Source organism: Parasedimentitalea psychrophila (assembly GCF_030285785.1).
GTDB classification, from domain to species: Bacteria; Pseudomonadota; Alphaproteobacteria; order Rhodobacterales; family Rhodobacteraceae; genus Parasedimentitalea; species Parasedimentitalea psychrophila.
The window spans coordinates 2,506,775-2,530,926 of record NZ_CP127247.1; the positions used below are offsets into that span (position 1 = coordinate 2,506,775).

19 protein-coding genes are annotated in these 24,152 nt (G+C 61.2%); 5 read left to right on the forward strand and 14 right to left on the reverse strand.

Translation table 11 applies throughout. The features are described from left to right. Positions 1 to 142: 142 nt before the first annotated feature. Positions 143 to 1,087: a thioredoxin-disulfide reductase gene (gene trxB, locus QPJ95_RS12210; protein ID WP_270917967.1), complete on the reverse strand. Its 945-nt coding sequence runs from the start codon at positions 1,085 to 1,087 to the stop codon at positions 143 to 145. A 225-nt stretch (positions 1,088 to 1,312) separates the two neighbouring features. Here trxB and QPJ95_RS12215 point away from each other — a divergent pair, with 225 nt between their 5' ends. After that, positions 1,313 to 1,813, forward strand: coding sequence for an Lrp/AsnC family transcriptional regulator (locus tag QPJ95_RS12215; RefSeq protein WP_270917966.1), 501 nt, complete (start codon positions 1,313 to 1,315; stop codon positions 1,811 to 1,813). A 34-nt stretch (positions 1,814 to 1,847) separates the two neighbouring features. Here QPJ95_RS12215 and QPJ95_RS12220 read toward each other — a convergent pair whose 3' ends face one another. The 9 genes from QPJ95_RS12220 to QPJ95_RS12260 all read right to left on the reverse strand — a co-directional run bounded on the left by QPJ95_RS12220 (position 1,848) and on the right by QPJ95_RS12260 (position 10,407). Then, a complete protein-coding gene (locus QPJ95_RS12220; RefSeq protein WP_270917965.1) occupies positions 1,848 to 2,681 on the reverse strand; it encodes an amidohydrolase family protein in 834 nt (277 codons plus the stop codon). A gap of 62 nt (positions 2,682 to 2,743) precedes the next feature. Continuing rightward, positions 2,744 to 3,877 (reverse strand): M56 family metallopeptidase, encoded by a 1,134-nt coding sequence (locus tag QPJ95_RS12225; RefSeq protein WP_270917964.1) that lies wholly within the window; start codon positions 3,875 to 3,877, stop codon positions 2,744 to 2,746. Beyond that, entirely contained in the window at positions 3,867 to 4,262 is a 396-nt protein-coding gene (locus tag QPJ95_RS12230; protein ID WP_270917963.1) for a BlaI/MecI/CopY family transcriptional regulator, read from the reverse strand. The genes QPJ95_RS12225 and QPJ95_RS12230 overlap by 11 nt, the downstream gene beginning before the upstream one ends. A 158-nt stretch (positions 4,263 to 4,420) precedes the next feature. Further along, on the reverse strand, positions 4,421 to 4,699 hold the full coding sequence (locus QPJ95_RS12235) for a DUF2160 domain-containing protein (protein ID WP_270917962.1): 279 nt from the start codon (positions 4,697 to 4,699) through the stop codon (positions 4,421 to 4,423). Then, positions 4,699 to 5,496, reverse strand: coding sequence for a carbohydrate ABC transporter permease (locus tag QPJ95_RS12240; protein ID WP_270917961.1), 798 nt, complete (start codon positions 5,494 to 5,496; stop codon positions 4,699 to 4,701). The genes QPJ95_RS12235 and QPJ95_RS12240 overlap by 1 nt, the downstream gene beginning before the upstream one ends. A gap of 14 nt (positions 5,497 to 5,510) precedes the next feature. Next, positions 5,511 to 6,374, reverse strand: coding sequence for a carbohydrate ABC transporter permease (locus tag QPJ95_RS12245; RefSeq protein WP_270917960.1), 864 nt, complete (start codon positions 6,372 to 6,374; stop codon positions 5,511 to 5,513). Then, entirely contained in the window at positions 6,371 to 7,456 is a 1,086-nt protein-coding gene (locus tag QPJ95_RS12250; RefSeq protein WP_270917959.1) for an ABC transporter ATP-binding protein, read from the reverse strand. Before QPJ95_RS12250 ends, QPJ95_RS12245 begins: the two co-directional genes overlap by 4 nt. A gap of 9 nt (positions 7,457 to 7,465) precedes the next feature. Beyond that, complete coding sequence (locus tag QPJ95_RS12255; RefSeq protein ID WP_270917958.1) at positions 7,466 to 8,530, reverse strand: ABC transporter ATP-binding protein; 1,065 nt, start codon at positions 8,528 to 8,530, stop codon at positions 7,466 to 7,468. A 143-nt stretch (positions 8,531 to 8,673) separates the two neighbouring features. Next, positions 8,674 to 10,407, reverse strand: coding sequence for an ABC transporter substrate-binding protein (locus QPJ95_RS12260; RefSeq protein ID WP_270917957.1), 1,734 nt, complete (start codon positions 10,405 to 10,407; stop codon positions 8,674 to 8,676). Between the two features lie 263 nt (positions 10,408 to 10,670). Here QPJ95_RS12260 and QPJ95_RS12265 point away from each other — a divergent pair, with 263 nt between their 5' ends. From QPJ95_RS12265 to QPJ95_RS12275, 3 genes are all read left to right on the forward strand, one after another. Next, positions 10,671 to 11,789, forward strand: a complete 1,119-nt coding sequence (locus QPJ95_RS12265) for a THUMP domain-containing class I SAM-dependent RNA methyltransferase (RefSeq protein ID WP_270917956.1) — start codon at positions 10,671 to 10,673, stop codon at positions 11,787 to 11,789. Positions 11,790 to 12,288: 499 nt separating this feature from the next. Next, positions 12,289 to 13,302, forward strand: coding sequence for a helix-turn-helix transcriptional regulator (locus QPJ95_RS12270; RefSeq protein WP_270917955.1), 1,014 nt, complete (start codon positions 12,289 to 12,291; stop codon positions 13,300 to 13,302). A gap of 416 nt (positions 13,303 to 13,718) precedes the next feature. Beyond that, the gene (locus QPJ95_RS12275) at positions 13,719 to 14,729 is read left to right on the forward strand and encodes an AraC family transcriptional regulator (protein WP_270917954.1); all 1,011 of its coding nucleotides are present in this window, start codon (positions 13,719 to 13,721) and stop codon (positions 14,727 to 14,729) included. A 70-nt stretch (positions 14,730 to 14,799) separates the two neighbouring features. Here the strand turns inward: QPJ95_RS12275 and QPJ95_RS12280 are convergent, their stop codons facing one another. Further along, positions 14,800 to 16,668 carry a hypothetical protein gene (locus QPJ95_RS12280; RefSeq protein WP_270917953.1) on the reverse strand — a complete coding sequence of 623 codons (1,869 nt, stop codon included), beginning with the start codon at positions 16,666 to 16,668 and terminating at the stop codon, positions 14,800 to 14,802. 12 nt (positions 16,669 to 16,680) lie between these two features. Further along, positions 16,681 to 17,367 (reverse strand): 4'-phosphopantetheinyl transferase family protein, encoded by a 687-nt coding sequence (locus tag QPJ95_RS12285; RefSeq protein WP_270917952.1) that lies wholly within the window; start codon positions 17,365 to 17,367, stop codon positions 16,681 to 16,683. 338 nt (positions 17,368 to 17,705) lie between these two features. Here QPJ95_RS12285 and QPJ95_RS12290 point away from each other — a divergent pair, with 338 nt between their 5' ends. Beyond that, positions 17,706 to 18,650: a glucokinase gene (locus tag QPJ95_RS12290; RefSeq protein ID WP_270917951.1), complete on the forward strand. Its 945-nt coding sequence runs from the start codon at positions 17,706 to 17,708 to the stop codon at positions 18,648 to 18,650. A 79-nt stretch (positions 18,651 to 18,729) separates the two neighbouring features. On the opposite strand, the gene QPJ95_RS12295 is transcribed toward QPJ95_RS12290, so the two are convergent. Then, a complete protein-coding gene (locus QPJ95_RS12295; RefSeq protein ID WP_270917950.1) occupies positions 18,730 to 22,155 on the reverse strand; it encodes a translocation/assembly module TamB domain-containing protein in 3,426 nt (1,141 codons plus the stop codon). Then, entirely contained in the window at positions 22,152 to 23,963 is a 1,812-nt protein-coding gene (locus tag QPJ95_RS12300; RefSeq protein ID WP_270917949.1) for an autotransporter assembly complex protein TamA, read from the reverse strand. Before QPJ95_RS12300 ends, QPJ95_RS12295 begins: the two co-directional genes overlap by 4 nt. Between the last annotated feature and the right edge of the window lie 189 nt (positions 23,964 to 24,152).

Below are 24,152 nucleotides of genomic sequence, written 5' to 3' on the forward strand. Positions count from 1 at the left end.
GTTGCGGTTCAGGTCAAGATTTTTCCCCAAGACCCACAGCAGAGCCGGCGCGGCGCCACGGGTCAGAGCCGTCTTGTCAGTTTCAGCCGACCGGGAGGAAGCCCGGTCGGCTGGGTCACTTGTTCTAGGGGGCAGGGGGCAATCAGTCGTCCTGTTCAGCCAGGAACCGTTCCGCGTCCAGCGCCGCCATGCAGCCCATACCGGCCGAGGTCACCGCCTGGCGATAGATGTGGTCGGTCAGATCCCCGGCGGCAAACACGCCGGGGATGCTGGTTTCGGTGCTGCCCGGTTTGGTCACCACATAGCCGCCCGCATGGGTCTCCAGCGAGTCCTTGACCAGCTCGCTGGCCGGGGCATGGCCGATGGCGACAAAGACACCCTTGCAGGGGATCTCGGTGATCTCGCCGGTCTTGACGTTTTTGACGACGACCCCCTCAACCCCCAGTGGGTCCTCGGTGCCGATCACCTCTTCCAGAGTGTTGAACCACAGCGGCACGATCTTGTCGTTTTTCATCAGCCGGTCGATCAGGATCTTTTCGGCGCGCAACTCGTCGCGGCGGTGGATCAGCGTGACTTTGGAGGCGAACTTGGTCAGGAACAGTGCTTCCTCAACCGCGGTGTTGCCGCCGCCGATCACCACGATCTCCTGACCCCGGTAAAAGAACCCGTCGCAGGTGGCGCAGGCCGAGACGCCAAAGCCCTTGAACTTCTCCTCAGACTCCAGCCCCAGCCATTTGGCGCGCGCACCAGTGGCCAGAATGACCGCGTCTGCAGTATAGACCGTGCCGCTGTCGCCCTTGGCGGTGAAGGGGCGTTTGCTGGTGTCCAGTTCAGTGATGATGTCACCGATGATCTCACAGCCCATTGCCTGCGCGTGGTCCTGCATCTTGACCATCAGGTCCGGGCCCTGCACCTCGGTGAAGCCGGGATAGTTCTCGACCTCGGTGGTGGTGGTCAACTGGCCGCCGGGTTCAATGCCCTGAACCAGGATTGGTTCCAGCATGGCGCGGCTGGCATAGACGCCGGCGGTGTATCCCGCAGGTCCCGAGCCAATGATCAGAACCTTGGTGTGGCGCGTGTCAGTCATCGATGTATCCCCAAATTTGATGGCAAAGCGGGTAAGCCGCCGGTTGGCAACTCATATAGCCGCCCCGGGTTATCTCTTAAACCCCCGGAAGGGCGCGGATTGGTCAAACTGCGGTGACACAGGGGGATAATGCCATCAGGCAAATATAATTGCGCTAACACGAAATATAATTGCGCGGCTTGCCAGCGGTGCTATAAGAAACCCTCATTTGAGGGAGAGCTGAACATGGTCACGACACGCCTGGACCCGATTGATCGCAAGATACTTTCGGAGCTGCAAGCCGATGGGCGCATGACCAATGTGGAGCTGGCCAAACGGGTGGGCATCTCGGCACCGCCCTGTCTGCGCCGGGTGCGCACCCTCGAGGAGGCCGGCTTTATCCGCGGCTACCATGCTGAGGTGAACGCCCGCGAGCTGGGATTCGAGGTGCAGGTGTTTGCCATGGTGGGGCTGGAAAGCCAGGCCGAGGTGGAGCTGAGCGCCTTTGAAGCAAAATGCCGCAGCTGGCCTCTGGTGCGGGAGTGCCACATGCTGAACGGCGAGGTGGATTTCATCCTGAAATGCGTGGCGCCGGATCTGAGCACCTTTCAGAACTTTCTGACCGGTGGCTTGCTGACCACACCCAATGTGGCCTCGGTCAAGACCTCATTGGTGATCCGTGGTGCCAAGGACGACCCCGGAGTGCCGTTTGAGGTGCTGGAACAACGTCTGGCCAAAAAGGCCTAAGCCGCCATTTTCGGCAGGTAATAGTCCGGGCCTATCAGTCGCGCAGGCTATAGGCGCGGGCAGCATTTTCACCCAAAATGGCATCGCGTTCACTGGCGGAGAGACCCGACAACAAACTGTCGGTGGTTTCCATCCAATGCTCGTAGCTGCTGGCGAGCAGGCAAACTGGCCAGTCGCTGCCCCAGATCAGTCGATCAGGACCAAAACAGCTCAGCAGGTGATCCACATAGGGTTTCAGATCCTCGGTGGTCCAGTCGGCGTTTGCCTCGGTCACCAGCCCCGAGAGCTTGCAGTAGGCCTGTGTGTCGCGCGCCAGAGCTGCCATGTTTTCCGCCCAGGGCTGGATCAGCCCATCGCGGATCAGCGGTTTGGAGCCATGGTTGATCACCACCCGCATATCCGGGTGGCGCTGCAGCAGCTGGATCAGATTGGGCAGATGTGGCGGCAGGGTCAGCGCATCAAAAGTCAGACCTTGGGCGATCAGCGCCTGAAAGGCGGGCGTCAGGTCGGGTCGCAGCATCCAGTCCGGGTCGGCAATATCCTGTATCATCGGCCGCAGGCCCACCAGGGCGGCATGTTCGGCCAGCTCAGAGATTTGCTGCGCCGCACCGGGGTGCTCGAAATCAACCCAGCCCACCACGCCCTTGATAAAGCTGTGATCGTCGGCCAGCGATAGCATGAACCGGGTTTCGGCAACACTGGGGGCGGCCTGCACCAGAATGGTGGCGGCGATTTGATGGCGCTCCAGCTCCGGGGCAAGATCAGCTGGCAGGAAATCGCGATAGAGCGTTTCCAGCTCAGGGGTGAGCCATCCATAGTCGTCGCGGGCCACAGACCAGAAATGTTGGTGCGCATCAATACGGCTCATGGGCTCGGGTCTTTCTTGGGCTGTCTGGCTTGTGGCTGTCAGGTTTATAGCTGTCGGGGCGGTTAGTCGAAGGTCGCCAGGCCGAAGCTTTGCACCGGGTCACTGCTGGAGGAATTGCGGTTGGCCATGCGTTCCAGATTGACGATGGTGGACAGCATCAGCCGGTCATGGCTCCAGTCGCTGGGCCGTTGCATCAGCAGCGTGGTGGCCAGCACGGCGCCGACCAGCAGGCCCGACAGCAGCGCCCAGCTGAGCCGATGGTCAGACTGAGAGGCCTTGGCCGTCACCGCCAGAATGCGCTGCTCCAGGGTGGCGCTGCGCCGGGTCTCGCGGCGGTCCACCAGGGCGACGGCGGGGCTGCGGCGGCGAAACAACACCCGGTCCTGTGCCGCCATGGCACAGGCGCGGATCAGGCATTCGCAATAGGCGCGGGCGTCAAACTGAGGCCGCGCCATCAGCGCCTGATCACAGGCATATTCCCGCAGGACGCGGACTTCGCTGCGCCACAGGAAATAGGCCGGGTTCCAGAACAGCAGCGGCCGCAGCATTTCCAGCAGAAACTCGCATTCGATATCGCGCTGGCGGAAATGCTGCAACTCATGGGCGATGGTCAGCCGCAGATCGCGGGGGTCATGCAGCAGCGCCGAGGGCAGTACCACATAGAGGCGCAACAGCCCGCGGGTGGAATAGGCCACCGAGGCGGTATCGCTGATCAGCAGCTCAACGCGGCCGATTTTCTTCCACAGAAAGGCGCTGCGCAGGCAGTCGCGCAGACGCAGCACAGAGGTGATCACATGCAGGCTGCAAAGCGCGGCGCCAATGGCAAACAGCAGCACCAATGCGCGGGCCCAGACCGCCTGTTGCGTCAACAGGCTGCGCACCAGATCCTCGCGCAGGCCGATGAGGGTCTCAAAGCGGGTGGCACTAAGGCTGACGTGGCCCTGCAGGAATTGCGACACCAGCATATCCGAGATGTTCGGCGGGTGCGGAATGACCCAGGTGGTGAACCCCAGCGCCAGCAGCGGCGCCGCAACCAGCAAAACGGTCAGCCGGTTGAGCAGCCTCAGCTGCGGCAAGAAGGCGTTGCCAAGCCCATGACGGGTCAGCAATCGTCGCAATCCGATCCAGATCCCGGCGCCAACCAGCAGCAGCAGGTTCAGATCGATATAGGCATTTAACAGAGCATCAGCTTGCATTGTCCCCCAGCCTTTCAGTCAACAGCGCCCGCATTTCCACGAGCATTTCGTTGGTCACCTCTTCGTCCTCGACCAGCCGCGCCACCAGCGCTGCAGGGGTATCGTTGAAGAGTTTGCTCGAAAGGTTTTTGAGAGTGGTTTTTTGATACTCTGCCTTGGGCACAGCGGGGCGATAAACCAGTGAACGATCCAACCGTTCGCTGGACAGAAAGCCCTTTTGTTCCATGATCTTGAGCACGGTTGCAACCGAGGTGTAGGCCCGTTCCTGCAGCTTGTTCAGCTCGGCCAAAAGGTCACGCACAGTGCCGCCACCGGTTGCCCAGACCACGGTCATGAATTCGAGTTCAACCTCGGTCAGAAGCGAGTTGTCCTGCTTTTTTCGCATGGGGTCTGGTGTCCGGTCCGTTTATTGGCGTCTCGCCATCTTAGGCAAAGGCTATGATTTTGAAAACTAATTTTTTAGATGTTGCGCCTGCCGCGGCGCGTGTTGCCAAAATATGCGCGCGATCCGCGTCATTGGTGACCCGGATCGCGCGCTGCAAGTCAGACCTTGCGAAAGCAGAACACGGCCCAGCCTATGGCCATTGGCAGCGGTATCCACAGCGGGGTGCCAAACAATCCCAGCCAGGCCAGGAATATATAGCTGGAGCCCAGCAGCGCGATGAACAACCGGTCGCCACGGGTGGTGACCAGCCCCAGCACTCCCTTGCGTTCATCGCCGCCGGGGGTGCGGATTTCGAGGATGATCAGCGTGCCGATCGCCGAGAAGATACCGATAAAGACCAATGCTGTGGGCCAGGTCCAGGCCATCCATGAAAGCATTACACCCTCCCCATCGCGAAACCCTTCGCGATATAGTTGCGGACAAAGTAGATCACGATTGCGCCCGGAATGATTGTCAATGTGCCCGCCGCCGCCAGCAGGCCCAGCTCATATCCCGCGCTTGAGGCGGTTTTGGTCATGATGGCGGCAATGGGTTTGGCGGCCACCGCGGTCAGGGTTTTGGCCAGCAGCAGTTCCACCCATGAGAACATGAAGCAGAAGAAGGCGGCGACGCCGACCCCGGCTTTGATCGAGGGCAGGAAGATGGTGACAAAGAACCGCGGGAAGGAATAGCCATCCACATAGGCGGTCTCGTCCAGCTCTTTGGGCACGCCGGCCATGAAGCCTTCGAGGATCCAAACCGACAGCGGGATGTTGAACAGGCAATGGGCCAGCGCCACCGCCAGATAGGTGTCAAACAACCCCACGGCTGAGTAAAGCTGGAAGAACGGCAGCGCAAACACCGCAGCCGGTGCCATCCGGTTGGTCAGCAGCCAGAAGAACAACTGCTTGTCGCCCAAGAACCGGTAGCGGCTAAAGGCATAGGCAGCCGGCAGCGCCACGGTGATCGAAATCACCGTGTTCAGGGTCACATAAGAGATCGAGTTGATATAGCCCCAGTACCAGGTCGGATCGGTAAAGATCACCCGGTAGTTTTCCAGCGTGAAGGTCTGCGGGAACAGCGAGAAGCCGCCGAGGATCTCGTTTGTGGTCTTAAAGCTCATCGCCACCAGCCAGTAGATCGGCAGCAGCAGGAACAGGATGTAAATGATTGGGACGATGGATCGTTTTTTCATCTCCACGGTCTCCTTTAGTTCAGGTCGTCTTTGGTCATCAGCGTATAGAACAGCCAAGAAACCAAGAGAGTGATTGCAAAGTAGATCAGTGACATCGCAGCGGCAGGGCCGAGGTCAAACTGCCCGAGGGCGCGTTTCACCAGATCAATGGAGAGCAGGGTGGTGGAGTTGCCGGGGCCGCCTCCGGTCAGCACAAACGGTTCGGTGTAGATGTTGAAACTGTCCATGAAGCGCAACAGGATGGCGATGGTCAGCACCGGTTTCATCTTGGGCAGCTGGATAAAGCGGAACACCGACCAGTTGGAGGCGCCGTCGATCTTGGCGGCCTGATAATAGGCGTCCGGGATCGACACCAATCCGGCATAGGCCAGCAGCACCACCAGCGAGGTCCAGTGCCACACGTCCATGGTGATGATCGTCACCCAGGCGGCAATCGGGTCCTGCGTCATATCATAGTTGATACCCAGCACGTTGTTCAGGAAATAGCCCAGCAAGCCGATGTCAGGCAGGGTGAAGATGTTCCACATCGCCCCCACCACGTTCCACGGGATCAGCATCGGCAGCGCCATCAGGATCAGGCAGACCGGCACCCAGATGCCCTGACGTGGCATTGACAGGGCAATGGCAATGCCCAGCGGCACCTCGATCGCCAGGATCAGCCCGGTGAACATGAACTGACGCCCCAGCGCCTTGTAGAACCGCTCTTCGGTCAGCAATTGCTCGAACCATGTCAGGCCTTCCCACAGGAACAGATTGTTGCCAAAGGTCTCCTGTACCGAATAATTGACCACGGTCATCATCGGGATCAGCGCGTTGAAGGCGACCAGCAGCAGCACCGGCAGCACAAAGAACCAGGCTTTCTGGTTTACGGTTTTCATGACTGTGCCTCTTGCGATTGGGTGGCTATCCAGCCGTCGACATAGAGCCGGGTCTGGTTTTGTTGGAAGTTGAGAAACACCGATGCGCCTTTTTCCGGGCCGGTCCCGCTGATGATGGCGCGGATCTTGCAGCCGCCGGCGTCACATTCCACCACTGTGTGGCGGCCAACGTCCGAGACCTTGCTCACCGTTGCCGGCAAGCCGCTTTTGGCGAGGGTCACAAACTCGGGGCGGATGCCAATTTCGGTGCGACCCTTGGGGGTGCCTGAAATCGCCCCTTCCAGCGCCACCGGCTGGTCGGTGAAATAGGCCTGCCCGTCACGCAGGCTGCAGGGCAGCACATTCATGCCGGGTGAGCCGATGAAATGGCCGACAAAGGTGTGGGCCGGGCGCTCAAACAGTTCGACCGGGGTGCCGATCTGCACCACTTCGCCGTCCTGCATCACCACCACCTGATCGGCAAAGGTCAGTGCCTCGGTCTGGTCGTGGGTGACGTAGATCATCGTTGCCTTGATGCGCTGGTGCAGCTCTTTCAGTTTTGAGCGCAGCTTCCATTTCAGATGCGGGTCGATCACCGTCAGCGGCTCATCGAACATCACCACGTTGACGTCCTCGCGCACCAATCCGCGCCCCATCGAGATCTTTTGCTTGTTGTCCGGGCTCAGGCCTGCCGCCTTTTGGCCCAGCATATCGGTCAGCTCCAGCATCTCGGCAATAGCCGTGACCCGGGTTTTGACCGTCTCTTCGTCGCGGCCACGATTGCGCAGCGGGAAGGCCAGATTGTCATAGACCGTCATGGTGTCGTAGATCACCGGGAACTGGAACACCTGGGCGATGTTGCGCTGGTCTGGCGGCAGGTCGGTGACGTCTTTATCGTCGAACAGAATGCGTCCCTCGGACGGGACTAGCAGGCCGGAAATGATGTTCAGCAGGGTGGATTTGCCACAGCCCGACGGCCCCAGCAGCGCATAGGCACCGCCATCGTTCCAGTCGAGGTCGATTTCCTTGAGCGCATAATCCGAAGGGGTCGACGGGTTCGGGTAATAGCTGTGACGCAGTTTGGAGAGAGTTATTTTAGCCATTGATGCGCCTCATGCCACGCGGGAGCCATCGGGTGCAAAAACGTAGCACGCGGATGGGTCCATATAAAAATCATGGGTTTCACCCACATGGTAGGGATGAACGCCAGATGCCAGCGACACCCAGCTGCCGTGCCCCATGTCAAAATGGGCGCTGCTTTCCGAGCCGGACAGCTCGGTCACCTGCACCTTGCCTGACAGGCGCACGGTGTTTTTATCGGTTGCCAGCGGCAGCACATGGTGGGGGCGGATGGCGATGGTGTACTTGCCATCCGCCAGCCCCGCAGCCGCGCCGGGAAGATCCCAGCTGACGCCTGATCCCAAGGTGGCATTGCTGCCCTGCTTGGTGATCTTTGCAGTGTTGATCGGCGGGTTGGAGAACACCGCAGCGGCGGAAACATTGGCCGGGTTGCGGTAGATGTCAGCGGTGACGCCAAACTGGGTCACATGACCATCCTCCATCAGCGCGGTCTGGCCGCCCAGCAACAGGGCCTCTTCGGGTTCCGAAGTGGCATAGACCACCACCGCGCCGCGGCCGGCAAACAGCTCGGGCAGCTGATCGCGCAGCTCTTCGCGCAGTTTATAGTCGAGGTTGGCCAGCGGCTCATCCAGGAACACCGCCTTGCTTTCCTTGGCAATGGCGCGGGCCAATGCGGTGCGCTGCTGCTGGCCACCGGAAAGCTCATGCGGCATCCGGTTCAGCATCGGCCGCAGCTGCAGAATATCGGCGGCCTCTTCGACGCGGCCCTGAATTTCAGATTTCGCCATGCCCGCGACTTTCAGCGGCGAGGCAATGTTTTCATAGACGGTCATATGCGGGTAGTTGATGAAAAACTGGTGCACCAGGCTGATATTGCGTTTCTGGGTGTTGAGCTTGGATACGTTCTGACCATCCATCCAGATCTCGCCACTGGCCAGCGGGTCCAGCCCAGCCATCAGTTTGATCAGAGAGGTCTTACCAGATCCGGTTGCGCCCAACAGGACATTGAAGTGACCGGTGTGCAGGGTCAGGGAGGTTTCCTTGATGTGCAGATTGGCGCCGACGCGCTTGGTCACAGATTTTAGTTCGAGTGCCATCGTGGTGAGGCTTTCCGGCAAGCAGCCAGTTGCGCGCGATGCCGCGCGGTCTTGGGGAAAAGCGCCCCGGAGATCGAGAGGATCACCGGGGCTTAGGAGGGCTGAACAACTTGCTGGGTTCAGCCCATCAGGAAAGAGCCTGATTATTCAGACGCCCAGCGGGCAACCAGAGCGTCATAGTTGACGGTCATGCCCTGTGGCTTCTCGTTGTCCAACATTGGCTTGGCGCCACCGTTGGCCATCCACCAGGCCGCGTCTTTTTCTTCGTTCAGACGTGGGCCACAGCCACCGTAGACATTGGCAGCCTCATCGGCGCGCTGCATGCGGCCCATGGTGATGTCCATTTCTTCGGCCAGACGATCCATCGCCTGTTGTGGAGTGAAGGCACCCGAGTTGACGTCGCCAATTTGCTGCCACCAGATTTGGGCCAGCTTTGGATAGTCAGGCACGTTGATGCCAGTTGGCGACCAGGCAACACGATCGGGCGAGCGGTAGAACTCGACCAGACCGCCCAGTTTGTCAGCCCGCTCCGAGAAGCTCTCGTGGTTGACCGAACTGTCGCGGATGAAGGTCAGACCAACGTGGCTTTTCTTCACGTCCACAGTCTTCGACACGACGAACTGCGAATACAGCCATGCCGCCTTGGCACGGTCCAGTGGGGTCGACTTGAGGATGGTCCAGGAGCCAACGTCCTGATAACCGATCTTCTGGCCTTCTTCCCAGTATGGGCCGTGTGGGCTGGGGGCCATCCGCCACAGCGGTGTACCGCTCTCGTCAACGGTGTTGTTGCCTTCGGACTGTGGCTTCACCATGTCGGCGGTAAAGGCAGTGTACCAGAAGATCTGCTGAGCTACGTTGCCTTGCGACAGGGCTGGCAGCGACTGGTAGAAGTCAAAGCTGGCCGCACCGGGTGGTGCATAGGCGCGCAGCCATTCGTCCCACTTGCGGATCGCATAGACCGCAGCCGGACCGTTTGCAGCGCCACCACGGGTGACGCTTGCGCCCGATGGGTTACAGGAGCCGGCTTCCATGCGGATGCCCCATTCGTCGATCGGAACCCCGTTTGGCTCGCCTTTGGAACCGGCACCGGCCATTGACAGCCAGGCATCGGTCATCCGCCAGCCAAGATCCGGCGCCCGCTTACCATAGTCCATGTGACCATAGATGGTGGTGCCGTCGATTTCCTTGACGTCCTTGGAGAAGAACTCGGCGATGTCCTCATAGGCCGACCAGTTAACCGGAACTCCCAGATCATAGCCGTATTTGGCTTTGAAGGCCTCCTGCAGGTCGGCGCGGTCGAACCAGTCCTTGCGGAACCAGTACAAGTTGGCGAACTGCTGATCGGGCAGCTGGTACAGATCTCCATCCGGGCCAGTGGTGAACTGGATACCCATGAAGTCGTCCAGATCGAGACCGGGGTTGGTCACGTCGGCGCCTTCGCCTGCCATGAAGTCGGTCAGGTTATAGGCCAGTTGCAGCCGCGAGTGGGTGCCGATCAGGTCCGAGTCATTGACATAAGCGTCGTACAGGTTCCGCTGGGTCTGCATTTGGGTCTGAACCGCCTGCACAACTTCGCCTTCGCCCAGAATCTGGTGGTTGACCTTGATGCCGGTGATTTCTTCAAAGGCCTTGGTCAGCACTTCGCTCTCGTAGCTGTGGGTCGGAATGCCCTCGGACAGCACGTTGATTTCCATGCCGGAAAAAGGCGCAGCCGCATCGATGAACCACTGCATTTCCGCCAGTTGCTCGTCCTTGGTCAGAACTGAGGGCTGGAATTCTTCGTTAATCCATTTGTTGGCAGCGGCCTCGTCGGCATGCCCTATTGATCCCGCAGTTACAGCAGTCGCCGCAACAGCGGAGAGAAGATACTTGCGCATCTTGTCACCTCCCTAAGGTATATTATGTCAGAAGTGCTCTGCGGCACCTGACTGTCTCTTAGATTTCCTTTGATCTTCGTTTTTGTCAAACTAATTCTTTAGTTTCTGTTATTCTATTGTTTTTAAATGTTAAATTTCGCAACCTTGCGAAGGTGGAAACAAGGCGCGCGACAGTGAACGGCTGGATTCTCTGAGGGGGCGTCACAGTCAGGTCTTGCAAAAAAGCGGTCGCTGTCTTGCAGGTTAAGGTCTATGTAGCGGCCATGATGACAGAGACAGAATTCGATATTTTCCTCGTAGCGGCTCCGGGAACCGAGCTGGCACTACGGGATGAAGCCCGTGAGAAGGGCTTTAAATCGCCCTCTATCCTGCCCGGAGGTGTGACCATACGGGGCACTTGGGAGGAGGTCTGGCGGGCCAATCTGCAGCTGCGCGGCGCGGCGCGGGTGTTGGCGCGCATCGGTGAGATACGGGCCTTTCATCTGGCCCAGTTGGACAAACGCGCCCGCAAGTTTCCCTGGGGCGATGTGCTGCGCCCGGATGTGCCGGTCAAGGTCGAAGTGGTCACCAACAAGAAGTCCAAAATCTATCACGCAGGCGCCGCGATCCAGCGGTTTGAGAAGGCCATTACCGAGGAGCTGGGGGCGCCGATCTCGGCCGAGGCCGAGGTGCGCATCAAGGTGCGCATTGACGACAATCTCTGTATCATCAGTGTCGATACCTCGGGCGAGGCGCTGCACAAACGCGGTCATAAACCCTCGGTGGGCAAGGCGCCGATGCGGGAAAACCTGGCAGCGATGTTCCTGCGCCAATGTGGCTATGATGGCAGTGAGCCGGTGGTCGATCCCATGTGTGGCTCTGGCACCTTTGTGATCGAAGCGGCCGAGCTCGCCATGGGGCTGATCCCGGGCCGCAGCCGCAGCTTTGCCTTTGAACAACTGGCCAATTTCGACGACGCAGCCTGGCAGCAGATGCGTGGTGCCGGGCAGGGGGCTCTGACCGCGCTGCGGTTTTACGGCTCTGACCGCGATGCCGGAGTGGTCGCGGCCGCCACCACCAATGCCGAGCGCGCCGGGGTTGAGGGGTGCACGCTGTTCACCCATCAGGCGGTCAGTGACCTGATGCCGCCAGAGGGGCCGCCGGGATTGGTGATCGTCAACCCGCCTTATGGCGCCCGGATCGGCAATAAAAAACTGCTTTATGCGCTGTATGGCGCGCTGGGCAAAACCCTGAGCGCCCGGTTTTCCGGCTGGCGGGTGGGCATTGTCACCAGCGAGGCCGGACTGGCCAAGGCCACCGACCTGCCGTTCCTGCCGACAGGGGCCGCCGTGGCTCATGGCGGCATCAAGATCCGTTTGTTCCAGACCGCGCCGCTGCGCTAAACTAAAAGGGGCAGGACTTAGTGGTCGTTCCCCAAAGGCTCCCGCGCCCGCGCGGTGCATCTGCTGTCGCAGATCTCCCTTGCGGTCTTGGGCCCGGCGCCGCGCAAGCGCGGCGCCGGGCCCAACGGGAGCCGGACATCGCTGGATGTCTGGCGACGGGCGGGAGACTCTGAGGCGGGCTGTGATCGCCAGCGGCTCGGCAGGGACGCGGTGGTTCCGGTGCGGCCTGTTCGGCCGCTGGGTGGATATCGGTTGCACCATTTCGCGGTGATAAAACCGTCTTCAGGCACCGCGCGGCAGAAAAAGCGCCAGCCGACGCGGGAAACGGACCTAAATGGTATCCTGACCGGCGGCGTCAACCCGTTTCCGCCGCCGTGGCTGTGTCCTCGGCCTGTTGGTTGTTTCGCCGACACCGTTGCCGGTTCAGGACCAACGGAGCCGAGATGGCTGGCGCCGCAGGCATGGGGCGACAGGTGATTTATGGAAAGAGAGTATCAATATGGCAGATGTCGGCCAGCAACATACTGCAGTGTTTGCCAAAATGGTGGCGCGCAGTCTGATTGAGCAAGGCTACGGCCCGGAGGCTGTGTTTCGCGGAACGGCGTTTGACGGCTCTTTGTTGCAACAGGAGGCTCCCGTTGCCGCGGCATCAGATGTCATGAGCTTTTTTGAACAGGGAGCCCTGCTGACCCAGGATGATCTGTTTGGGTTTCATCTGGCGCAGGGCCAGGACAGTCGCCGCATCGGGCTGGTGTGTTATGTCGGGTTGGCGGCGGCCAATGTGGCGGCCTTCCTGGCCAATTATACACGCTATTCGCGGATCTACAGTGACGTGCTGGAGCTGGACTATTCCCACCTGCAGGACAACGGGTTGGTTGGCTGGCAGTTCCGCATTTCCCCCAGCGTGCCGCGGCGCCAGTATGTGGAATACACCAGCACGGTTTTCCTGAATACCCTGCGCCATTTTTCCGGCTCTGACATGCGGCCGCGAAAGCTAAGCTTTGAGCACCACCGGCGCAAAAACAATGACGAACTGGAGGCCTTTTTTGGCTGCGACATATCTTTTGGGGCTGCGCGAAACAGTTTTGAATTTGATGCAAGCGATCTGGAACGGCCATTGATTTCTGCTGACGACCAGTTGCTTAAGGTCTTGCAGAGCTATGCTGACCGGGTGCTGGCGGAAAAAAAAGGCCGCGCCTTGCCGGGGGTGGTCTGTGAGGTCGAGCGCGTTATCGCCGATATGCTGCCCCGTGGGACGGCAACGCTGGATCATGTTGCTGCCGCGATGGGGATCAGCCCCCGTACGCTGTCGCGCAGGCTGGCCGCCGAAGGAACCAGCTTTTTCCGGGTGCTGGAAGACCTGCGCAAATCCCTGTCCAAAAGCTATCTCCGGGACAGCGACCTTACGCTTGCCGATACCGCCTTTTTGCTTGGTTATTCTGGGCTTAGCAGTTTTAATGACGCGTTCAAACGGTGGACTGGTTGCAGCCCCGGACAGTACCGCGCCGAGTGAGGCTACCAGTGAGGCCGCCAGTGAGGCTGGACGGGCAAGGGCGTGGCTGGGAACAGGCCCCGACAGTGGCCCCGATCCTGGCCCCGACAGTGCCCCCCCCCCCGACAGGCCGCGTCTGATTGCGGGTATTGAGGGCGGTGCCGATCAACCCTTGATTTTTCTCCGTTAAATGAGTCTCCTTCTAGGCGTCAGATCTGCAATAGACCTCTGTAGGATTTTCTGACCGGCTGGCCGACAAACATGTTGACCTGCCTGAAAGCTTATTTATAGGCCCTGTCCAGAGTGCTGATCTTTTGTCTCGTTAGGTGAATGCCAGTGCCTTGAAAATCCCGGGTCAGGTGAACACTTAGGACAGACTATGCATTTGAAAATCACCATACGACGGAACGGCTGATTTTTTAAGGAGACTATCTAAGATGGCAGGCGCCGCCGGACAGCACTCTGCAGTTTTTGCCAGTATGCTGGCCAATCAACTGATACAGCGTGGCTATGCCGTGGAGGATATTTTTCACGGCACCGCTTTTGATGCCAACTTGCTGGCCGAAGAGGCTCCGACCTATCCGCTGGTTGAAACCGTCAAGTTTTTTGAGCGGGCTGCGGTGTTGACCAAGAACGAAAATCTGGGTTTTCAGCTGGGCATGGAACAGGATATTCGGCGGGCTGGACTGATTTGCTATGTTGGATTGGCGGCGCCAACGGCCGGAGGCTTTCTGGCCAATTTTGCCCGCTATTCACGGGTGGCCAGCCCGGCGCTGGAGGTTGATAAGTCCCACTTGCAGCAGGGCGGGGTGATCAGCTGGGACTATGCGATTTCCCCCAGTCTGAAACGCCGCCAATATGTCGAGTTTGCGGCGGCAAGCCTGTTGTTCACGCTGCGCCGGTTTACCATTGGTCCGATCTCGCCGCGGTTGGTCAGGTTCCAGCACAACCGGCGCAGTCAGCTGAATGAAATAGAGACTTATTTTGGCTGCAAGGTGGAGTTTGGCGCCGCCACCAACGGCTTTACCTTTGACCCGAAAGATCTGGATCTACCGCTGACCTCGGCCGACGAGCAATTGTTGAGCGTGTTGCAGAGATATGGCGACCAGGTGCTGGCGGACATCGCGCGCCAAAGCCCGGGGCTGGTGATCGCGGTGGAACGGGCAATATCCGAACAGCTGGGGGCCGGAACCGTGACCTTGGAAAGTGTTGCCAGCGGCATGGGGATGAGCCCGCGCACCCTGTCGCGCAAGCTGGCAGCCGAAGGGACCAGCTTTTTCCGGCTGTTGGAAAACCTGCGCAAATCCCTCTCAAAAAGCTATCTGCGTGATACCAATCTGGTGCTGGCGGAGATTGCCTTCCTGCTGGGCTATTCGGGGCTGGGGAGCTTCAATGAGGCGTTCAAGCGCTGGACCGGCCATAGCCCCGGACAGTTTCGTACAGAATGACTGCGGCAGAATGATCCCGGCAGTATAACGCCGACAGTATAACACCACCTGTGGCGGCTTTACGGATTGGTCATTTTGCTTCGACCAGCGCATTCCAACGCGGGTTGTTGTCGTCGAGGCTTCGCAATGTCCCCCAGCTGCCCCATTTGGCCGGCGTCGCGACATCCACATAGGCGGTGAACATTTGCCCGCCCAGAGCCTGCCACCCGGCCAAGAGCTCGGCGTAGAGGGCGCCCATTTCAGGGGTATAGTTGAGATGGGTGAAAAAGCCGGTCAGGGCCTTGTCCTCGACCATGGGACCGATGCCAACCACGTGGCTGCCGCCTTCATACATGATCAGATCCAGCCCTTGCGCAGCGGCAATCTCCGCGTGGTAGGGCAATACCCGTTCCAGAAGATCCTCCACTGTATCGGTGGGGTCGCCTGAAATCAGCCCGTCGCGCAGTTCAAGACCGGCCTGAGCACTGGCAATGTCATAACGATGGGCTTTGATGAATGCCCGCCGCGCGGCGCCTTTCAGGCCTCTGCGGCGGGCCTCAGCCATGGCCCGTTCGGTGCTGTCGGCGATCCAGGCCCGCACCACATTTGCCTGCTCCTTGTAGCCCAGCAGGCCGCCAAAATAGCCGGTCACCGCATAGGCATCAAACTGGCTGGCAGGCGGTGCGCGATCGGGGGAGGCAGGGTGTTCGGCCACCCATAGCGGAGCCTGCAGGATCTGTTGTTCCAGCCCCAACCATCCGGTTTGGGTGGCTATGACCCGCACCAGCTGATCGGCGGCGCGATCGCCAAAGACCCGGCTCCAGATCTGCGCCATCTCGGCGGCGCGACCGCCGTAGACCTGCATCCACAGCTCGGCGTCCCCCCAGCGGGCGAGGGCCTGATCAGCGGCCCATCGGGCCTGCGGGAACTGGCGGTTCCAGACCTCGTTTGAGTATTCCACATAGACCTTTTGGCCGGGCTGCAGCTGCTTGGCTACCAGTTGGGCAAACTGGCGGAAATAGGCGTTGTCAGCGGCATGGGGCATGGTGAACCAGGGATTGGTGCCCAGCTGGGAGACCAGCGCCAGCAGGATCTCGGCGGGCACGCCATTGCGGCCCCAGGTGTAATCGGTGACCTGCGGCCGGTCCTGCCAGGTGACCTGAGTGGAGCCATTGGTTGCCATCCAATCCATCAACCGCAGCGCGGCAAACCCCTGCAACCGGCCTAGCCACTGCGGGTTGAACAGGGCGCCCTGGGCATAGGCCTCAAGATGCTGTTGTTTGACCACGGTGATATTGCGCACATAGTCATTGCTATGGTCGCGGTCGGTGCGCTGGATGCGGATGTCAACCGAGCCGGGGCCGGGGGTGAAGTCAAACCAGATCTCGCCATCCCGGTAGCGCACGTTGCGAGCCCGGCCGGACACCTCGACAATGCCGTCGCCGTCAAAGCGCAACAGGTAGCGCCCCGCCAGCGAGTGGGCTGTGTCCGGCAGATCGGTGAGGATCAGGGTGCCAATGGAGCCCAGCTCGGGGGGCATGGCGGTGGGCCAGCCGTTGGGATCAAGATAGCCAGCCGTCGCCAGATCCAAATGCCCGGCGCCGCCCCACTGACCTGCCAGATGGCCAATCCAGGGGCGGGCGGTCTTGAAATGGTCCAGAAACGGCGCCTGCGGGCTCCAGTCGGCAATCGCGGCCAGATTGATGGCAACGGGTTGGGGTGACAGCACCGGCGCTGCGGCGGCCAGGTCCATAGCCGGGCTGTTGAGCCGCGTCATTTGCGGCTCATCCGGCAACGGCGCCGGCTCAGGCGGCAGTGGATAATTGAGGGTCTGCACCTCGACCGTCACCGGGGTGTCGCTGTTGGCCTGCACCAGCTGGTCCAGCATCTGCGGGGGCTGCAGACCAAACAGGCTGTGCCCGATCATGACAACCGAGCCAACACTTGTGATCCAACTCATCCCGGTGTCTCCTTAGGGGCGCAGCTCAGCCAGGGTGACAATCACCCCGGCGCCGATGGCAAACCGCCCGTCAATCACGTCGCCCCGCACGAAAGGCAATTGGTCGGCGGTAAAGCGGGCCTGAAAACCACCCTGCGCCAAATCCAGCGCCAGTTCCAGACCGTCAAAGCCAAAGTAGCGCTGGCTTACGCTGTACTGGCATTTGTAAGCGGCCTCTTTTGCTGAAAATATCAGCTTGGCCAGCTGGCCGGGATTGGCCTGAGCCATGAGCCACTCCTGTTCAGCATCCGAGCAGATCGCCGGCAGTAATTTATCCGCCAGCGGTCTGTCTTCCTCGACGTCGATGCCAAGCGCCAGAACATCGCGGTTGCGGGCGACAATGGCGATGGCGCAGCTGCGGCTATGGGTGATGGATCCGGTCAGCCCCTCGGGCCAGAGGGGGGCGCGGTTTTTACCGATCACAATGGCCTGTGGCCTGTGGCCCAGGTCCGCCATTGCGGCATGGGCGGCGGCGCGACCAGCGGCAAACTCGCGCTGTCGCTTGGCCACCGCATTGGCTGACAGACAGGCCAGCTCGGTTGCAAAAGGCACCGCCAGCCTGCCCTGCGGGTCGGTCACCGCCAGGGCCACATCCGGTTGCAACAAGGGGCGGATCAGGGCCTGCCGGTCAGCTGTCAGTGTCGTCCTGCTGTTGCTCATCCGGTCCTTGCTTTGCGGCTTAACCGCATGGCGCGGTGTGTGACTTGCTGTCGATAGGGCGGTCTTCGGCCATTGTCCCCTCGGCGGTCAACCCCTTTGACCGCCCGGCCTGGCTGTCCGGCCTGATTGCCCGACCTGATTGCCCGACCTGATTGCCCGGCCTGGCCGCGCGATTGCTGTCCTCATGGGGCCATCGCCGCGCCCGGCGGTTGTTGACTAGTGTGGTCAAATTGGGCAAATGGCCTGTGAGCGCAAACATCTATCCCTTGAGTATTTGCAATTGGGACCGTTTTACAGCACCATTTGCGCGAAAACAGAATGAATGAGGGCTCAGCTGAATGAACACGGATGTCACGGTACTGGTCGGCGATGTTGGCGGCAGCAATACTCGGCTGGCATTGGCTGGAGCAGAAATCGGCGTCACCGGGTTGCGAACCTTTGACAACGACAGCTTTACCAGCCTTGAGGACGTGCTGAGTGCCTATCGTGCCCAGCCCGACCTGCCGACGTTTCAGGGCGCCTGTATCGCGGTTGCCGGACCTGTTTACGGGGATGAATATCGTTTGACCAACCGGGCCTGGCAGGGCGATGCCAGCAGTCTGGCGGCGCGGCTGCAATTGCCGCAGGGCGCGCGGATGGATCTGATCAATGATCTGGCGGCTTTGGGTCATGCGCTGCCAGTGCTCAGCCCCGGCCAGCTGTCCTCGCTGCGGGCGGGGGTGCAGCTGGGCGATCAGTCGCTGGTGGTTGGTCTTGGCACCGGGTTCAACGTGTCGCTGGTGGCCGGGACACATACCGCCGGGGCGGAAATGGGCCATGCGGATCTGCCAGCTTCGGTCTACAAAAGACTGCAGGCCGCACTGGGCCGCGACCCAACGGGGTTCAACACCAATGAAGATCTGTTCTCGGGGCATGGCCTGGTTCGCTTTCATCAGGCGATGAGCGGAGTGGCGATTGCCGGCGGGGCGCAACTGATGGAGGACTATCTGGCCGATACAGACAGCGCCGCCGCCCGCACGGTTGAGACCTGGGCCGAATTGCTGGGATTGCTGTCGTGTAATCTGGTGCCAACCTATATGCCCGGCCAGGGTCTGTTCTTTGCAGGCAGCGTGGCGCGGGCCGTGCTGGGCTCGCCTGCACAGACGCAGTTCCTTGAGGGGTTCTCGCAGGGGGGCGGCTTGCTGCAAGAGCAGTGCCGACAGATCCCGCTGTGGGTGATCACTGACGATGCCGCCGGTGTCAGCGGTTCGGCACGGGTGGCGCTGGAGGCGGTGGGGGCCTGACCTCTGGCCCGATCCCTGACCCGATCCCTGGCCTGACCTTTGGCCTGACTTTGCCCGGCTTTAGGGGCGGGGCCCGGCGCTAATAATCCTTTTTGAAAAACAGCCCAACACCGGTGTCGCCGTCGCTTTCGACGGTGCCGGTGACCGTCACGTTGCTGGAGATATCCAGGTTAATGTTCAACTCGCTGTCGCCCCGGGTGTTGACGTTGAAATCGGTGTAGACATTGTCGGCGACATAGCCGCCCAGACCCAGACCATCGAAGCTCAGCGCCGCCTCGTCGGCGCCAGTTCCATCGCGCAGCGCGCCTTCGGTATTGCCGCCACGACCGCTGAGTTCGCGCAGTGAGCCAGCCATGCGGGCCAGTGCAAGGGGTGAAAGATCCTCGATATTCTCGCCGAACAACAGCAGCGCCAATGCCTCTTCGCTGGGGCGGGCCGGGTCCGAGTGGACCTTGATCACTGGCGCGTCGATCAAGCCGGAGATTTCCAGGGTGGCCGATCCCTCGGAGGTGCTGGCGGTGGATTTGAAATCGAGATAGGGCACCAGATTGCCCTGCAGGGTGACCCTGCCTTCATCGAGCTCCAATTTGCGGCCCAGCAGGTTGAAATGACCACGGATCAGGTCGATTTGCCCTGAGGGGGCAAGATTGGCAGTGCTGCCACGGACATGGATCTGCCCGCCCAGTTCCGCCTGCAATCCGCGGCCACGGGCAAAGATATGGCCGGGGGCGTTGATCATGATATCCAGCGCGATGTCGGGGCCGCTGCCGGATGGGGCTTGGTTTATCAGCCCGGCGCGGGCGCGAGTGCGGCGCGAGGCGGTGGGTTCGTTCAGGTGACGCATCGGCGGGATCGGCGCCGAGGTCACCGAGCCACCAGCGGCGGCCAGGTTGATATTGGTCTCGCCGACATTGATGTGCCCGGCCAGTCGGCCATTGCCTGCCAGCGGGCCGCTATAGCCAAGCGCGCCGGTCAGCACCGTGTTGTAGATCAGGTTGTCGGTTAGCACCACACTGTCCAGCGCCACTTGTACATTGCCGTCAAAGGGGGCGGTCAGCGAGACCGGGCCGGATATGCGAATGGCGCCGCCTGCGCGCGGCTGCGCCGAGACCTGAATATGGGCGCTGGACTGGGCCACCGAAATGGTGGCGGCAATCGCCTCGATCTGTTGCTTGGCCGCTGGAATGGCCAATGTGGTGCCACTGGTTGAAATGCTGCCGCTGAGCGAGGCCAGCGCCGGTGGGCCAATCAGGGTCATGTCGAATTTCGCCAGGCCCCGGACCGAGTTGGGCTTGATGAACAGATTAGCGGCATCCAGACGCAACTGGCCATTGGCGCGCAGGTCGGCGCTGGCCCGGGCTTCGTCCCAGCTGCCGGTGATGGAGGCGTCGATGCCCGCCGGGCCGGTGACATTGCTGTCGATCTGCCACAGGCCAGCGCGGCGGCTGGCGCTGCCCTGTGCCGCCAGTTGGCCCGCCAGTTCCGGCAGAAAGCGTTGCAAATCCATCAGGGTTGCATCGAAGGTCAGATCGGCGGTGCCGCTGCGGTCAATGGATCCCTCCAGCACGGCCTGCGAGGCATTCGGGCCCCGCAGCTGCGCAGAGCCGGTAAGGGTGTCGCCGTCACGGGTGACATCGGCGCTCAGCTCAAGCGGCCCCGAGGTCTGCGGCAGCAGCGGCCCAGTGTCGTTCAGGCGGGCGCTCAGGGTCAGCGACCCCGCTCGGCTGTCCAACCGCCCCTGCGCCTGCGCCGACAGCGCCGGGTTGGACAGCTCAAAATGGTCGATGCGCAGACCGTCGCTACCGCGCGCAGCCTGCAGGGTCAGGCTGGTGATACCGGATATCAGCGGGTCTACTTCGGCAATGCCGGTGGTCAGCTGGTCGGCCCGAACTGTCAGATCGACATCGAATATGCCTGACAGCGGCGCTGCGAACCCCTTGATGTCACCCGTGACAGCGCCGCCGATGGGATGTCCCGCCAACCCCGAGAACCGCGCCAGATCGGCGGCCTCCAGATGCAGATCGGTGGTGATTTTCAAACCACTGTCCAGCCCCTCGATCCGGGCATCGCCGCTGGCGCGGTAGTCGCTGCCGCGCAGGGCCATGTTACGGATCGTCAACCCAAGGTCGCCCTGCGTCGCCAGAGTGCCGGCAAAACTGACCTGATCGCCAAGCGCCTGCGCCAGGGCTGGATCGGCGGGTTTGACACCGGTCAGGGTCGCGTTGATGTCACCACTGATGGCAAAGCCGTCGCTTTGATCCAGCGTTCCGGCGGCGGTCAGGTCAGCCCGTGACAGCGACAGGCCCGGGTGGCTCAGCCGGTCCAGCAGCGCCTTGACCTGCCAGTCCCCAGCGGCGGTTTTCTGCGCCGTGAGTTCAATCCCGGCCAATGTGGTGGCACCGCCGGCAATGGGCAGAAGAACCGCTGCCTGACCCTTGGGCGGGGTGATTGCGGCCTTGATATTGGCGCTCTCAATCACGCCGCCGGGGGCCAGCGCCAGGGCGCCAGTCAACTGCAGCGCCCGGCTGCGCAACACCAGATTATCCAGAGTGATACGCCCGTCCGGGTCGCTGTGACCCTTTAGGTTGGCGCGAAGGCCAGCCCCAAAGAACGGCCGGTAGGGTGGCGGCAGCAGCGGGTCGATATCGCCGTTCAGATCCGCCGAAAAAGATATGCTGTTCGGGGTTTCCGAGTCGCCTGAAGGCAGCGCCGCCAGCACCAACTGGCCGCCCAGACGTCGGGTGCCATTGGTGTCGAGCTCCAGATTGGCGTTGAAGTCATCAACCGGGCCGGTGCCCATCACGGACAATCGCACCGTTGGACGGCCCGGCAGATCCAGCAGTGAGGTGACCAGCCCATTGGCCGCTTCTTTGAGCGCCAGATCCAGGGTGATCACGCTGGTTTCATTGACAAATGACGCATCCAGCCGCAGCAGATCGCCGGGCTTGTCCAGCCGTGCCACCGATAGGTCGAGATCCAGAGCGCCTGCGGAGAGTTGCAGCGCGCCGTTCAGCGACAGGCTGGCGGCGCTGCCCAGCAGGTCTTTGCCCAACTCGATCCGGCTCACCCGGATTTCGCCCAGCTCTACCGCGACGGGGAGCTCTGGCAGTTGAAACGGGGTGGCCTCGGGGATTGGCAGTTCGGGGTCTGGAGCTGTGGGCGTGGGGCTGCGCTCAATGCGGATGGTTTCGGCGGTCAGCGCATTGACCGAAAACCTGCCCTGGATCAGCGCCAGCCGGTTCCAGTCCAGCACCGCGTTGTCGATGGTCAGCCAGATGCCGTCATCGTCCGAGACGGTGATCTGCCTGATGGTGGCCGAGGAGGACAGGGCGCCCTGCATGCCGATCACGCTGATCTGGCGGTTGTCGCCTGACAGGCTGTCCTCAAGAAAGCCAACCAGAAATCCGCCGGCCTCTTCGCTATCGGTGTTCTGTGCGGCCAGAGGTGTGGCGGCCAGGGACGTGGCCAGAGTTCCCGCCAGTATATATCCGAAGAGCCTGTTCAAAATGCCTGTCCTATGCCGATGTAAAACTGCAGCCCGTCACTGCTGCCGCCGTCGACGGGATAGGCCAGATCCAGCCTGAGCGGGCCAATCCCGGCCACATCATAGCGCAGGCCCAGCCCGGCACCCGAGTGATGTTGTGACGATCCAGACACAAAACTGCTTTCGTCCACCAGCCCCAGATCATAGAATCCAACCAGCGAGATTTTGTCGCTCACTTTGCCCCGGATCTCGCCGGACAGGGCCAGGTAACCCTTACCCCCGGCGATGCCGCCAGTGACCGGAACCCCCAGCGATTGGTATTCGTGACCGCGCACAGATCCAGCGCCGCCTGAGAAGAACAACATCGTCGGCGACACCTCGCTGAGGTCAGGACCTATGACCGACCCCAGTTGCATCCGCGCCGCCAGCACCACCGTGTTCGAGCTGCCCAGACTGTAAAAGATGCGCCCGTCCAACCTGACCTGAGCGCCGGATTTGCTGCCGTCAATGCCGGCAAACGGCAGCAGGCGTGCATTCAGGTAGTAGCCGTCGGTGGCGCTGACCCGGTTGTTGCGTGCGTCTTTTTCAACCCGCAGGTTGGCCAGGGTATATTTGAACCGGCGTTTGCCAAACACGTCCTCGGCCAGGATCGAGTCAAACCCGATTGAGCCTTCGGCAAACAGCGTATCCGAGAACACCCGCCGCACACCAATGGCACCCAATCCGTGGGTGGCGGTATAGTGCTCTTCGTCCAGCCGCTCGGCCTCGAGCAGGTAATAGGTATTGTCGTCGGGGCCCAGAGTGGCGGGGCGGTCCAGGCGCAGGCTGATACGGCCATCCAGATCACTGCTGCTGCCAATGCCGCTGAGACGGGTTTCAAAGCGCAGTTTTTCGGCGTTGCCAAACAGGTTGCGGTGCATCCAGGTGCCGGTCAGCTCTAACCCGTCGCTGGAACTCAGCTCGGCCCCGAAGGTCAGGCGGCGCTGGGGCTGGTCTTCGAAACGGGCGGTGAAATCCAGGGTGCCATCGGGGTTGGCCTGCTGGGCTTCGGTCAGCGAGACAGAGGAGAAGGTGCCGGTGCGGCGCAACCGGGTTGCGGCTTTGGCAAGATCATCCGGGTGATAGGGCTCACCACTGGGAAAGCCGGCAATCCGGCGGATCGCCTCGGGCTTTACCGCCGTTTCGCCGGTTTGATGCAGCTGGCCAAAGCGTAAGTGCGGGCCGGGGTTCAGGTGGATCGCGGCGTTGATGCGGGCCTGCACATGGTTGGCGGTGATGTCCTGAGACTGCAGCGCCACCTTGGCGTGGCCGGCCTGGCGCCAGGCCTTTAGGCCAGCCATGCTGGCATCGCGGATCGCGCCGGTGCTGGCGAGTCGATCGGGGGCAAAGGCGTCGGGAATATCCACTTCGCTGGGATCGGGCATCGGGGTGACGCTGGCGCTGCCAAAGGTGAATTTTGGCCCCGGAGTGACGGTAATGGTGATGGCGGTGATAGTGCGCGGTGGATACAGCGGCTGGATAGAGGCGGCTTCGCGACCGTCGAGCCGGATATGCACCTGCGGCGAGAAATGCCCGGTGTCGTAAAGAACCTGCACCAAGCTGCGGTAATCCGACAGGGCGGTGGCCAGCAGCCCCTGCACATCAGTATCCGGTTGCAGTGACAGAACCGCCGAGGCGCTGCGCAGCCGTTGCGTCAGGTCTTCATCGGCGCCCGGAGCGGTGAGGCTGGTACTGGCGGAGATTGCCGTATCAGGCAGAGACAGAGCAATGCCGCAAAGGCTGACAAACAAGGCGCGTGTGATGGGACACAGGCGACGAAACAAAAACATCGGCGGGCTCCGGGGCTGCCTGAATAAAAACCGACCTCCCTGGTAAATATCAGAGATTATGCGGTGGTATAACCGTTAGCACAGCAGCGGATGCGGTAGAAGGCGTGAAATTGCATGCAGGTCCTGTTCAGCCGCAGCAGCACCCGCGCCTGACTATTGCTGGGGCATTGATCAGGCCATTCATCGGCG